This window comes from Micromonospora sp. NPDC047793 (genome assembly GCF_040642635.1).
Classification (GTDB): Bacteria; Actinomycetota; Actinomycetes; order Mycobacteriales; family Micromonosporaceae; genus Micromonospora.
On the sequence record NZ_JBEYSG010000017.1, the window covers coordinates 141,167 to 154,271 of the forward strand.

The 13,105-nt window shown below is 71.3% G+C and carries 10 protein-coding genes; 8 read left to right on the plus strand and 2 right to left on the minus strand.

The window, feature by feature from the left end; all coding sequences use genetic code 11:
* Positions 1 to 106 precede the first annotated feature (106 nt).
* Entirely contained in the window at positions 107 to 1,033 is a 927-nt protein-coding gene (locus ABZ738_RS26595) for an RIO1 family regulatory kinase/ATPase (protein WP_176094618.1), read from the plus strand.
* Positions 1,034 to 1,115: 82 nt separating this feature from the next.
* On the opposite strand, the gene ABZ738_RS26600 is transcribed toward ABZ738_RS26595, so the two are convergent.
* A complete protein-coding gene (locus ABZ738_RS26600; protein WP_131054876.1) occupies positions 1,116 to 1,364 on the minus strand; it encodes a DUF2630 family protein in 249 nt (82 codons plus the stop codon).
* Positions 1,365 to 1,894: 530 nt separating this feature from the next.
* On the opposite strand from ABZ738_RS26600, the gene ABZ738_RS26605 reads away from it, so the two are divergent.
* From ABZ738_RS26605 to ABZ738_RS26635, 7 genes are all read left to right on the plus strand, one after another.
* On the plus strand, positions 1,895 to 3,232 hold the full coding sequence (locus ABZ738_RS26605) for a cytochrome P450 (RefSeq protein WP_131054883.1): 1,338 nt from the start codon (positions 1,895 to 1,897) through the stop codon (positions 3,230 to 3,232).
* A complete protein-coding gene (locus ABZ738_RS26610; RefSeq protein WP_357217462.1) occupies positions 3,229 to 4,131 on the plus strand; it encodes a terpene synthase family protein in 903 nt (300 codons plus the stop codon). The genes ABZ738_RS26605 and ABZ738_RS26610 overlap by 4 nt, the downstream gene beginning before the upstream one ends.
* Entirely contained in the window at positions 4,128 to 5,753 is a 1,626-nt protein-coding gene (locus ABZ738_RS26615) for a prenyltransferase/squalene oxidase repeat-containing protein (RefSeq protein ID WP_357217465.1), read from the plus strand. Before ABZ738_RS26610 ends, ABZ738_RS26615 begins: the two co-directional genes overlap by 4 nt.
* 95 nt (positions 5,754 to 5,848) lie before the next feature.
* Complete coding sequence (locus ABZ738_RS26620) at positions 5,849 to 8,380, plus strand: nitrate- and nitrite sensing domain-containing protein (protein ID WP_357217468.1); 2,532 nt, start codon at positions 5,849 to 5,851, stop codon at positions 8,378 to 8,380.
* 47 nt (positions 8,381 to 8,427) lie between these two features.
* A complete protein-coding gene (locus ABZ738_RS26625; RefSeq protein WP_201272410.1) occupies positions 8,428 to 8,889 on the plus strand; it encodes a roadblock/LC7 domain-containing protein in 462 nt (153 codons plus the stop codon).
* 5 nt (positions 8,890 to 8,894) lie between these two features.
* Complete coding sequence (locus ABZ738_RS26630) at positions 8,895 to 9,281, plus strand: DUF742 domain-containing protein (protein WP_131054129.1); 387 nt, start codon at positions 8,895 to 8,897, stop codon at positions 9,279 to 9,281.
* Positions 9,262 to 9,867, plus strand: a complete 606-nt coding sequence (locus ABZ738_RS26635) for an ATP/GTP-binding protein (RefSeq protein WP_131054128.1) — start codon at positions 9,262 to 9,264, stop codon at positions 9,865 to 9,867. Before ABZ738_RS26630 ends, ABZ738_RS26635 begins: the two co-directional genes overlap by 20 nt.
* Positions 9,868 to 9,945: 78 nt before the next feature.
* Here the strand turns inward: ABZ738_RS26635 and ABZ738_RS26640 are convergent, their stop codons facing one another.
* Positions 9,946 to 12,801: an aconitate hydratase gene (locus ABZ738_RS26640; RefSeq protein WP_357217474.1), complete on the minus strand. Its 2,856-nt coding sequence runs from the start codon at positions 12,799 to 12,801 to the stop codon at positions 9,946 to 9,948.
* Between the last annotated feature and the right edge of the window lie 304 nt (positions 12,802 to 13,105).

Consider the following 13,105-nt stretch of genomic DNA (forward strand, 5'->3'; position numbering starts at 1 on the left):
TCGTGCTGCCGGGCCTGGGTCCGGTCGAGGAGAGGAGGTCGGTCATGGCCGTCTTCGCAGGTCAACTCCTGCCTCCATCCGCCTCGAACAAGGGACGACCAGCGCAGTGCGCGATCACGACTTCTCGGTGCCGGAGCATCGAGCCCGCGGCAAACGCCGCTTCGACGACGACGAACCACACTTCCTGAAGCGGGGGCGGCCGTCCGGCCCCGCCCCGACCGACCCGGACGACGGGCCCGACCCGGTGACCGGCGAGGTCTGGTCCTCCTGGGACGACGCGCTCCACGGTCCGCAACCCCACCCGGCGTGGCTGGTCACCGACCTGGCCGCGAAGGACACCGAACTCGGGGTGCTCAAGACCGGCAAGGAGGCCGACGTCCACCTGGTCCGCCGGGCCGTGCCGGAGACCGGCCGGTCCTGCCTGCTGGCCGCGAAGCGCTACCGCGATCCCCGGCACCGGCTCTTCCACCGCGACGCCGGATACCTCGAAGGCCGTCGGGTCCGCCGTTCCCGGGAGATGCGGGCGATGACCGGGCGGACCGCGTTCGGCCGGCAGATGATCGCCGGGCAGTGGGCGGCCGCCGAGTTCGCCGCCCTGGCCCGGCTCTGGGAGATCGGCGAACGGTACGGCACCGTCGCCGTGCCGTACCCGGTGCAGTTGCGCGGCACCGAGCTGATGCTGGAGTTCCTCGGTGACCCCGACCAGGGGCAGGCCGCGCCCCGGCTGGCCGAGCTGCGTCCCGAGTCGGGTGAGCTGCGCAGGCTGTGGGAGCAACTCGTCGACGCCCTGGTGGTGCTGGCCCGCGCCGGGTACGCCCACGGCGACCTGTCGCCGTACAACCTGTTGGTGCACGAGGGGCGGCTGGTCCTGATCGACCTGCCGCAGGTGGTCGACGTGGTGGCCAACCCGCAGGGGCGGGACTTCCTGGCCCGGGACGTCCGGGTCGTCGCCACCTGGTTCACCGCCCGTGGCCTGCCCTCGGAACCGGACGCCCTGACCGACATGCTGGCCCGCGAGGCCGGCCTGCGTTGACGGTCCGAACCCGGCCGTCGGCCGGGACGGACGACGGACTCCGGGTGGCGGTCCCGCCGCCACCCGGAGCCCGACAGGTGCCCTACTGGAGGTACCGCTCGACCTCGGGCACCGGGCGTGCGCCCTGGGCGTCGGGGTCGCCGTGTGCCTGCCGCGCGGCGCGCCGACGGCGGAGCAGGTCCCAGCACTGGTCGAGGGACTCCTCCAGCTCACGCAGCCGGGTACGGGCATCGTCGTCGGTGCCCGCCTCGTGGGCCTGCGCCTCGGCGCGCAGCCGGTGTTCCTCGTCGACCAGATCGGAGATCCGGCTCAGGATCGTCGTGTCGTCCATGCCCCTGAGCCTGGCACAGCGAGACGGGTCGTGCCCGCATTCTCCGGGCGGAGTCCGTCGGTGCGGTGCGGCCGATCGTCGCGCCCGCCGGCGACGCGTCGCCCGGTCACCGGACGGTCGCGCTCGGCTTTCTCACGAGGTCAGGCCGTCATGACAAAGATCACCTGGCAGACCGGCGGCCCGCCGACGCGTGGGGTGGGCCGGTAGGTCTGTCGGCTGCCTCGCCCGGTCGGCAGAACCCCTTGTGGGCAGGGACGATGTGCCGTCAGTCGACCTCGGACGCCGACCCGTCGCGGACCGGGCCGGCTGTGGTCGGGCCGGACCACGACGTGCCCGGCCGCGATCTTCTTTGTGGACGGCGGGAATGCCGGCCATGAAGATTTCTCGTTGCGTGACTAGTAAGGAGCGCTACGGCAATGTCATGCTCATCGCAATCGTGGCATTTCGAAGAGTAACGCCCCTCACCCCCGGGGCCCGTGCAACTGGGAGCCGACGACGTGAACTGCGCCCGAACCCGGAGACCGGCATCGATTCCCTTGCGGCACACGTTACCGAGTCTGCTGCGTGATCCGGCGAGCGCCCTCGTCGAGTTCGGCGAACGCTCGGCAGGTGAGGTGGTCCGGCTCAATCTCGGTTCGCTGCGCCCGTACCTGGTCACCCATCCTGAGCACCTGCAACGGGTCCTGCGCGAACGGTCCGACAACTACGTGCGCGCCGGCGACGGTCTGCAGTGGCGCCCGCTGAAACGCCTCTTCGGCGAGGGCATCCTCAGCGACGGCGAGTACTGGGCCGACAGCCGACAGATCCTCCAGCCGCTGTTCACCGCCCGTCGCATCGACGCGATGGTCGACCGTCTCGCCGTGGCGATCGAGGAGGCTGTCGACGAACTGGCGGAGCCGGCACGCACCGGTCGACCCGTGAACATGGGCACCGTACAGGCCCGAATCGTCTGCTCCGCGATCATGCGGGTCTTCTTCGCCGACCGGATCTCGGTGCCCGATGCGATGCGGATCATGCAGGCACAGGACGACATCGCCCGGTCGGTGATGCCGAGGATCCTGATGCCCTGGGCGCCGCTCGCCGCGCCCATGCCGGGTGACCGGACGTTCCGTCGGGCCGTGCAACTCATCGACGACCTGCTGTTGCCGACCGTGCGGGCCGCCCGCCACGAGACCGCCGACGACGCCGACGACATCATCAGCACGTTGTGGCGGGGCCGCACCGAGAGCGGTGGCCGACTCGACGAGCAGCAGGTCCGCAACGACACGGTGGCGATGGTGGCCACCACCACCGAGACCACGATCAGTGTGCTGACCTGGCTGTGGCCGCACATCGAGCGCAACCCCGAGATCGCTGCCCGGCTCTACGCCGAGATCGACGAGGTGGTCGGCGGCCAGCCGGTACGCCAGGAGCACCTGCGCGACCTGCGGTACACCCGGCAGGTGCTGGACGAGTTGCTCCGGCTCTATCCGATCGGCTGGCTCTTCCCCCGCAACGCGGTCGAGGAAGACGTCATCGGTGGGGTCCGGATCCCGGCCGGTTCCACTGTGGTGGTCAGCCCGCTGATCACCCACCGCATGTCGATGTTCTGGGAGCGACCCGAGGTCTTCGACCCGGACCGGTTCCGGCCGGAGCAGGCCCAGCAGCGGCACCGGTACACGCACTTCCCGTTCGGTGGTGGCCCCCACCAGTGCCTGGGCATGCACCTGTTCTATCTGGAGGCGATGCTGATCGTGGCCAGCCTGCTGAGCCGGTTCCGGTTCCGGCTGTGCCGGCCGGCCGTACCCGGCATCAAGGTGGCCGCCGCGTTGCGTCCCCTGGAGCCGGTCGAGGTGGTCCTGCGCCCCGTACAGGGTGTCGCGGCATGAGCTACCGGACCGAGGTGTCGCCGGGCGGCCCCGGGGACCAGATGACCGACGCCGCAGAACAGGGCCGGATCTGTGCCCTCGCTGCGAAGGGCCAGCGTGACCTGGCGGCGGTCGCCGCCGCGTACCCCGAACTGTTCCCGCCCCGGCCCTTCGACGCCACCCTGTTCGGCACCGTGGCGATGGCGATCGCCTTCGGCGCGCCGTGGTGCGACCTCGACCGGCTCCGGGTCACCAACCGGGCGGTGCTGTGGGGCTTCGCCATCGACTGGCTCGTCGACCACGAGGCCCACTCGCGCGACGAGATCGACCGGCTGACCGCCCGCTGCCTGGCGGTTGTCGACGGCGGTACGCCGGAGGAGGGCGACCAGCTCGGTGCCTTCCTCGCCGAGTTGCGCGACGAACTCGCCGCCGTGCCGGCCTTCGCGACGCACCGCGAGCGCTGGCGGGAGGAGACCCGCAAGGTGCTCGCCGCGATGGCCCGGGAGTGGGACTGGAAGCAGACGCCGGACACACTGCCCGGGTTCGCGGAGTACCTGGACAACGCCGCCAACCTGGCCTGCACCGTGGTCAACGTCGTGCACTGGATCCACGCCGACGACCCGGCGACCCTGGCGCACCTGGACGCGCTGCTCGCCGCGAGCGACCAGGTGCAGCGGATCCTGCGCCTGGTCAACGACCTCGGCAGCTACGAACGCGACCTGCGTTGGGGGGACCTCAACGCACTGCTGCTGGTGTCCCGCGCCGAGGTGGAGAAGCGGATCGCCGAGTTGGTCGCCGAGGCCCGGGACCAACTCGCGGCGCTGCGCGTCGACTGCCCGGTGGCGGCCGACTACCTGTCCCGGCAGATCGGCTTCAGCAGCGGCTTCTACCGGTCCACCGACTTCTGGGGTACGCCGTGACGGCCGCCGGCGTGACCGCGTTGCCCGAGACGGCGCAGACCGTCGCCGACGCCGCCGCCGACCTGGTCGTGGACCTTGAGCGGGAACCGGCCGGGCGGGTGAGCGCCTCGGTCTACGAGACGGGTCGCCTGGTCGCCGACGCGCCGTGGCTCGGCGGTCATGGCCGGCGACTGACGTACCTGCTGGGCGAGCAGGGACCGGACGGCGCCTGGGGTCTGCCCGGTGGGTACGGCCTGGTGCCGACGGCGAGCGCGGTGGAGGCCATGGTCACCGTCCTCGGCCGGGACGAGCCGGCCGACCTCACCGGCCCGCCACGGTCCACTCTGGAGGCCGCCGCCGCTCGTGGGCTGACCGCGCTGGCCCGGGGGCTGGGGGCCGGCGCGCCGTTGCCGGACACCCCGGCGGCCGATCTGATCGTGCCGGCGTTGACCGGTCGCATCGACACGCACCTGGCCCGGCTCCGCGACCGGGACACCCCGACACTGCTCGCCACCCATCCGCTGCCCCGGGTGGACCGGCGGCGCCTCGACGCGGTCTCCGCGCTGCTCGCCACCGACCGTCCGATGCCGCGCAAGCTCTGGCACGCCTACGAGGTGCTCGGACCGAACGCCGCCTCCCGGGACGAGGTACGTCCCGTCGACGGTGCGGTGGGCGCCTCGCCCGCCGCCACGGCCCGATGGCTCAACCAGCGGCGAACGCCGGACCGGGCCGCGCGGGCGTACCTGGACGAGGTGGTGGCCCGGTACGAGGGCCCGGTGCCGTGTTGCACCCCGATCACCGTGTTCGAACGGTCCTGGACGCTCGGCACGCTCATCCGGGCGGGCGTGCCGGTCCGACCGTCGCCCGCGCTGGTGGCCGGACTGGTCGCCGCGCTCGGCCCGGACGGTGCGGCGACCGGACCGGGGCTACCGGCCGACGCGGACACCACCTCGGCCACCCTGTACGCCCTGGCCCGGCTGGGCCGGCCGGTCGACCCGGCGAGTCTGTTCCGCTACGACCTCGGCAGCCACTTCTGCACCTGGCGCGGGGAGGACGGCGACTCGGTCACCACCAACGCGCACGTGCTGGAGGCGCTGGGCTGGCACGCCCGGCACACCCGTGAGGGAGCGAACCGGTACGGCGCCCGGGTCGCGGCCCTCGGTGGCTGGTTGCGCGAGGTGCAGCAGCCGGACGGTCACTGGACGGACCGCTGGCACGCCTCGCCCTACTACGCCACCTCCTGCGCCGCCCTGGCGCTGGCCGGGCACGCACCGCCGGAGGTCGCCGCGGAAGCCGTCGACCGGGCCGTCGGGTGGGTGCTCGCCACCCAGCGCGACGACGGGGGCTGGGGGCGATGGTCGACCACCACGGAGGAGACGGCGTACGCGGTGCACGTGCTGCTCGGCGCAGGCGGTCGGCGGCGGCCCGAGGCGGTGGCGGCGGCCGGTCTGGCGCTGCCACACCTGCAGGTCGGCGCCACCACCGACCCTCCACTATGGCATGACAAGGACCTCTACACGCCGCTCCTCGTGGTGCGCGCGGCGGTCCTCGCGGCGCGGCGTCTGGCGCTCACCGAGGGCGCGGCACGCCGTGGCGGTAAGGGCCCCGCGGCCCCCCACCAGGGCATGATCACGAGCGCTTGAGTTGCAACGGTGACGCTGTTAGCGTGCGCCGGGGTCGGTGCGTGTGTCGCCCGCCTGACTGACCGATCAACTCGCTCCGGGCCAGGGACGGTGTAATGGGTTCCCGCAGTTCGAATCTGCGTACCAAGGTCGTGGCCCTGTTGGCCTCGCTGGTGGCACTCTGGAGCTTCACCGCCTGGGTGACCATCCGGGAGGGTGTCAACCTCGTCGGCGTGCAGGCCCTCGACGTCCGGGTGTTCGACCCCACCGAGCCGCTGCTGTTGCAGTTGCAGTTGGAACGCCGGACCTCGCTGGCCTACCTCGGGCGGCCCGAGGACCGCAGGCGCGGCGAACTCGTGCAGGTGCGTCAGCGTACCGACGAACTGGCCGCCGAGTTCGAGGAGTCGGCCGGGCACTGGCAGGTCGGCCTGCTCGGCAGCGACGCTCTGCAGCAACGGATCAGTGACCTGAACCGTAGGATCGCCGCGCTGTCGGACACCCGGGCCGCCGTGGACGACCGCAACATCGGCCGCAGCGAGGCCGGCGGTGCGTTCACCCGGGTGATCGAGTCGATCTATCAGGTCTATGACGAGTTGGGCAATCTCGACGACGACCAGGTCGCCGAGGACACCACCCAACTCATTCAGCTCAACCGGGCCCGGGAACTGCTGTCCCAGGAGGACGCCCTGCTCGCCGGGGTGCTGGCCGCCGGCCGGATCACCGTGAGCGAGCGCGCGGAGTTCACCCGGATCGTCGGTGCCCGCCACTTCGTCGCCGAGCAGGCGGTCGTCCGGCTGCCGCAGGCGGATCAGGCCCGTTACCAGCAGATGTCCTCCGGGCCCAACTTCCGCCGGCTGGCCGACCTGGAGAACCAGGTGATGCTGGCCGGCAACAACACGCGGCTGCCGTTCAGCGTCGAGGGGTGGACCGACGCCACCGGGCCGGCGCTGATCGAGATCGGCGACGTCGTGCTGGCCGGTGGTGACGACGTGGTCGAACGGGCCACCCCTGTGGCCGTCGGCGTCATCATCCGGTTGGTGCTCGCCGCCGGTCTCGGCCTGCTCGCCGTCATCGCCTCGGTGATCGTCTCGGTCACCACCGCGCGTGCCCTGGTGCAGCAACTGCAACGCCTGCGGGACGCCGCGTTCCAGCTCGCCAACGAACGACTGCCCGATGTGGTGGATCGGCTCGGCCGGGGCGAGCAGGTGGACGTGGCCAAGGAGGCGCCGCCGCTGCAGTTCGGTGACGACGAGATCGGCCAGGTGGGCAAGGCGTTCACCGTGGTGCAGGAGACGGCCATCCGGACCGCGGTGGAGCAGGCGGAACTGCGCCGCGCGGTACGCGACGTCTTCCTGAGCCTGGCCCGGCGTACCCAGGCCCTGGTGCACCGGCAGCTCACCCTGCTGGACTCGATGGAGCGCCGGGAGCAGGACGCGGAGGAACTGGAGGACCTGTTCCGCGTCGACCACCTGGCCACCCGGATGCGGCGTAACGCGGAGAACCTGATCGTGCTCTCCGGTTCCACGCCCGGCCGGGCCTGGCGCCGCAGCGTGCCGATGGTCGACGTGGTCCGTGGCGCGGTCGGTGAGGTCGAGGACTACACCCGCGTCCAGGTGCTTCCGATCAGCGGGGTGTCGCTGGCCGGGCGGGCCGTCGGTGACGTCATCCACCTGCTCGCCGAGCTGATCGAGAACGGGCTGTCGTTCTCGCCACCGCACACCACCGTGGAGGTGCGCGGGCAGCTGGTCGGCAACGGGTTCGCCCTCGAGATCGAGGACCGAGGACTCGGCATGACCGAGGAGGACCTGGCCGCCGCCAACCACCGCATCGTGGACCGCTCCGAGCTCAACCTCGCCGACGCGTCCCGGCTGGGCCTCTACGTGGTGAGCCGGCTGACCGACCGGCACGGGGTGCGGGTACACCTCAAGGAGTCGCCGTACGGCGGGACGACCGCCGTGGTGCTGATCCCGGGTGACCTGATCATCGTGGACGGCGCACAGCCGGCGGTGTCGCAGTCGACCACCCGGAGCAAGACCCCGGAACTGCCCGCCGACGCGGCCCCCACCCCGGACGAGCGGTCACCCGCACCGGTGGCGGTGGCGGCACCCACCGCACCCCGGACGGAGACCCGGGCAGCCGAACCGCTCGCGTCGTCCTCGGCGGAGCCCGCCGAGGAGAGCACGGGCCTGCCGACCAGGTCCCGCCGCCGGCCCGGTCAGTCCGCCCTGGACGGACCGACCATCCCGATCGAGGTGCCGGTGACCTCGGCACCGGGTGAGAGCCCGGCCCGGCCGCCACACCCGCCGGCCGACGGCGCGGTCGCGCCCGGTACGCCGGCGGGCCCGCCCGAGACGGCGGCGACCCCGCCCGAGCCGGGTACGTCGACGACGGCCGAGTCCGACCTGGGGCGTACCGAGTCGGGCCTGCCGGTCCGGGTACGGCAGGCCAGTCTCGCCCCGGCGCTGCGCGACGAGCCCGGGGCGGCCGACGCCGGCGAGGACGTGATCCGCGAACCAGAACAGGTTCGCCGCATGATGAGTTCGTACCAGACGGGCACCCGGCGCGGACGCTCCGACGCCGCTAGGTTGCTCGATGGGGGCCGGCGTGCCGAGGACGGGTCCGACGGCGCCGACCAACAGGCGACCTGATCCGTGTCGCTGGCCCGTCATACCAGGTCAGCGCTGATCAGGCCCAGATGAGCACGGCGAAGAGCCGGGGAGAAGAGGACGACGAAGTGGCGCAGAAGACGGCTTCGAGTGCCGACCTGACGTGGTTGCTGGACGACCTCGTCGGCCGGGTCAAGCAGGCCGAACATGCGGTGGCGCTGTCCGCCGACGGTCTGCTGATGGCCTCGTCGCAGGGGCTCAGCCGCGACGACGGCGAGCACCTGGCGGCGATGGCGGCCGGCATCCAGAGCCTGGCCCGCGGCGCGGGCAAGCGGTTCGGTGGCGGGCAGGTCCAGCAGACAATCATCGAGATGCAGTCGTCCTTCCTGTTCGTCACAGCCGCCGGCCGCAACGCCTGTCTCGCGGTGCTGGCCACCGAGGACGCCGACGTGGGTCTGATCGCCTACGAGATGGCGATGCTGGTCACCAGGGTCGGCAAGTACGTCGCGTCGCCGTCCCGGTCCGTCGAGCAGACCGGCGGGGAGAAGTAACCCGGATGACGGTGCAGGGAGAGTCCGCGGACCACCAGTGGGTGGACGACCACGCCGGTCCGGTTGTCCGTCCGTACGCGGTGACCGGCGGCCGGGCCCGTCCGGTCACCGGCACGTTCGACCTGATCTCCCTGGTGACGGCGACCCGCACGGACGTCTCCCCGGAGATCGGGCTTGGCCCGGAACACCTGGCGATCGTCGGCCTGTGTCAGCGGATTCAGTCCGTGGCCGAGATCGCGGCACACCTGGACCTGCCGGTGGGCACCGTGCGGGTCCTGCTCGGCGATCTGGTGGCGCGCAGCCTGGTGCGGATTCGCGAGCCGCACACCACCGTCGGCATACCCGATCACAGCATTTTCGAGGCGGTTATCAATGGACTACGGGCACTCTGAGCGGCCGCCGGGAGCGGTCGCCCTGCCCACAGCGATCAAGATCCTGATCGCCGGCGGCTTCGGGGTCGGCAAGACCACGCTGGTCGGGGCGGTCAGCGAGACGCGCCCGCTGCGGACCGAGGAGGTCCTGACCGAGACGGGGGTCGGCATCGACGACCTCTCCGGCGTCGAGGCGAAGCAGACCACCACGGTGGCGATGGACTTCGGCCGGATCACGGTCAGCGAGGACCTGGTGCTGTACCTGTTCGGCACACCGGGTCAGGACCGGTTCTGGTTCGTCTGGGACGAACTGGCGCTCGGTGCCATCGGCGCGGTGGTGCTGGCGGACACCCGCCGGCTGGCCGACTGCTTCCCCTCCATCGACTACTTCGAGGGGCGGGGTACGCCGTTCCTGGTCGCGGTGAACTGCTTCGAGGGGTCGCGCTCGTACCGCCTCGACGAGGTGCAGGCCGCGCTGAACCTCGATCCCGAGGTGCCGGTGCTGCTCTGCGACGCCCGCAACCGGGAGTCGGTCAAGGAGGTGCTGATCACCGTGGTGGAGCACGCGATGAAGATCCGGGAGGCCCGTGGTCGCGCCGTCGGGTGACGGCGGGCCCAGCGCCCTCGGTCGGACGAACGAAGGGCTCCCTCCCCGACGGGGAGGGAGCCCTTCGACATTCGTCGCCTAGCTGGCGATCATGCGCCGCAGCACGTACTGCAGGATGCCGCCGTGCCGGTAGTAGTCCGCCTCACCCGGGGTGTCGATCCGCACCACCGCGTCGAACTCCACGCCGCTGTCGGTGGAGACCCGCACGGTACGCGGAGTCGAGCCGTCGTTGAGCGCGGTGACACCGGTGATGGTGAACGTCTCGGTGCCGCTCAGCCCCAGCGACTCGGCGCTCTCGCCGGTCGGGAACTGCAACGGCAGCACCCCCATGCCGATCAGGTTCGAGCGGTGGATCCGCTCGTACGACTCGGCGATGACCGCCTTGACGCCCAGCAGCATGGTGCCCTTGGCCGCCCAGTCCCGGGACGAGCCCGAGCCGTACTCCTTGCCGGCCAGGATGACCAGCGGGATGCCGGCCTCCTGGTAGGCCACCGAGGCGTCGTAGATCGAGGTCTGCTCGCCGGTGAGGTGGTTGACGGTGAAGCCGCCCTCCACCCCCGGGACGAGTTGGTTACGCAGCCGGATGTTGGCGAAGGTGCCCCGGATCATCACCTCGTGGTTGCCCCGGCGCGAGCCGTACGAGTTGAACTCGTGGCGCGGCACGCCGTGCCCGGCCAGGTACTCGCCGGCGGGGGAGTCGGCCTTGATGGAGCCGGCCGGGGAGATGTGGTCGGTGGTCACCGAGTCACCCAGCTTGGCCAGCACCCGCGCCGGACCGATGTCGGAGACCGTCTGCGGCTGCGGCGCCATGCCCTCGAAGTACGGGGGCTTGCGCACGTAGGTGGACTCGCCGTCCCAGGCGAAGGTGTCCCCGGTCGGGGTCGGCAGCGACTGCCAGCGCTCGTCACCGGCGAAGACGTCGGCGTACGCGGAGCTGAACCCGCCGGCACCGATCGCCGAGGCGATGACGTCCTGGATCTCGGCGCTGCTCGGCCAGATGTCGCGCAGGTAGACCGGCTGGCCCGTGCTGTCCTCGCCGATCGGCTCGTTGGCCAGGTCGATGTCCATCGTGCCGGCGAGGGCGTACGCCACCACCAGCGGCGGGGACGCCAGGTAGTTCATCTTGACGTCGGGGTTGATCCGGCCCTCGAAGTTGCGGTTGCCGGAGAGCACCGACACCACGGCCAGGTCGGCCTCGTTCACCGCTGCGGAGACCTCCTCCGGCAGTGGACCGGAGTTGCCGATGCAGGTGGTGCAGCCGTAGCCGACCAGGTGGAAGCCGAGCTTCTCCAGGTACGGCGTGAGGCCGGCCCGCTCGTAGTAGTCCATGACGACCTTCGAGCCCGGCGCGAGGGTGGTCTTCACCCACGGCTTGCGGTTCAGGCCCTTGTCCACCGCGTTGCGGGCGAGCAGCGCCGCACCGATCATCACCTGCGGGTTGGAGGTGTTGGTGCAGGAGGTGATGGCGGCGATCACGACCGCGCCGTGGTCCAGCTCGTACTCGTTGCCGTCGGCGCCGGTGACCCGGATCGGGTTACTGGCCCGCCCGCCGGAGCCGACCGCGGCGGTCGCCAGGTCACGCGGGGCATCGGCCGGGTCGTTGACCGCGTTGGCCGGGGCGTCGCTGGCCGGGAAGGACTCGGCGCTGGCCTCGTCCGCCGGGCCCGCCGTGCCGAAGGGCTTGTCCTGCTGCGGCACGCCGGGGCGGCGGCCCGGGTCGCCACCGGTCTCGTCGGCCGCGACGTAGTCGGTGAGCGCGGCGCGGAACAGCGTCTTGGCGCTGCCCAGCGGCACCCGGTCCTGGGGACGCTTGGGTCCGGCGAGCGAGGGCTCGATGGTGCCCAGGTCCAGCTCCAGCTGCTCGGAGTAGTGCGGCTCGGCGGACGGGTCGTGCCAGATGCCCTGCTCCTTGGCGTACGCCTCGACCAGCGCGACCTGCTGCGGGTCCCGGCCGGTCAGCTCCAGGTAGCGGATGGTCTCCGCGTCGATCGGGAAGATCGCGACGGTGGAGCCGTACTCCGGGGACATGTTGCCGATGGTGGCCCGGTTGGCCAGCGGCACGGCGCTCACGCCGGGGCCGTAGAACTCGACGAACTTGCCGACCACGCCGTGCTTGCGCAGCATCTCGGTGATGGTCAGCACCAGGTCGGTGGCGGTGGTGCCGGCCGGCATCTCGCCGGAGAGCTTGAAGCCCACCACGCGGGGGATCAGCATGCTGACCGGCTGGCCCAGCATGGCCGCCTCGGCCTCGATGCCGCCGACGCCCCAGCCGAGTACGCCCAGGCCGTTGACCATGGTGGTGTGCGAGTCGGTGCCGACGACGGTGTCCGGGTACGCCTGGCCACCGCGCTCCATGATCGTGCGGGCCAGGTACTCGATGTTGACCTGGTGCACGATGCCGGTGCCGGGCGGCACCACCTTGAACTCGTTGAACGCGCTCTGCCCCCAGCGCAGGAACTGGTAGCGCTCCTTGTTGCGCGAGTACTCCAGCTCGACGTTGCGCTCGAAGGCGTCCTCACGGCCGAACAGGTCGGCGATGACCGAGTGGTCGATGACCAGCTCGGCGGGGGCGAGCGGGTTCACCTTGGTGGGGTCGCCGCCGAGGTCCCGCACGGCCTCACGCATGGTGGCCAGGTCGACCACGCACGGTACGCCGGTGAAGTCCTGCATCAGCACCCGGGCCGGGGTGAACTGGATCTCGACGTTGGGGTCCGCGGTCGGGTCCCACGAACCGAGCTGACGGATGTGGTCGGCGGTGATGTTCGCGCCGTCCTCGGTCCGCAGCAGGTTCTCCAGCAGGATCTTCAGGCTGTAGGGGAGCCGTTCGTGGCCCTCCACCTGGCTGATCTTGAAAATCTCGTAGCTCGCGTCTCCGACGCGTAGCTGGGTCTTCGCACCGAAGGTGTCGAGGCTCGCCACGTCGTACTCCTTCACACCAGCGACCGTGAGTAGTCCTGAGCAGTCTGTCGCACCGGCCGGAGGGCCGCCGTGGTTAGGCAACACTTACCGCCGAATACGCGCTGTCAACAAAACCGTACGTCCGTCTTGCTATGAGTGCAACCCGTCGATCACGGAGTGGACGTTAGGAAGGGCCCCCTGCTATGCGCGAGGCGTTAGCAGGGGGCCCTTGCTTGCATCGCCGTGGTGTCAGTGGGTGGTGGCGTAGCCGCGGGTGGCGATCCAGTTGGCGAGGTCGTTGATGTGGAGGTCGTAGCGGGCGTGGTCGGGGTTGGCGGAG

Excerpts from the sequence above, each read along its gene's own strand:
- ABZ738_RS26610 (WP_357217462.1), top strand. The coding sequence starts at position 3,229 with ATGAGCTACCGGACCGAGGTGTCGCCGGGCGGCCCCGGGGACCAGATG.
- ABZ738_RS26620 (WP_357217468.1), top strand. The coding sequence starts at position 5,849 with ATGGGTTCCCGCAGTTCGAATCTGCGTACCAAGGTCGTGGCCCTGTTG.
- ABZ738_RS26630 (WP_131054129.1), top strand. The coding sequence starts at position 8,895 with ATGACGGTGCAGGGAGAGTCCGCGGACCACCAGTGGGTGGACGACCAC.
- ABZ738_RS26635 (WP_131054128.1), top strand. The coding sequence starts at position 9,262 with ATGGACTACGGGCACTCTGAGCGGCCGCCGGGAGCGGTCGCCCTGCCC.
- ABZ738_RS26600 (WP_131054876.1), bottom strand. The coding sequence starts at position 1,364 with ATGGACGACACGACGATCCTGAGCCGGATCTCCGATCTGGTCGACGAG.
- ABZ738_RS26625 (WP_201272410.1), top strand. The coding sequence starts at position 8,428 with ATGAGCACGGCGAAGAGCCGGGGAGAAGAGGACGACGAAGTGGCGCAG.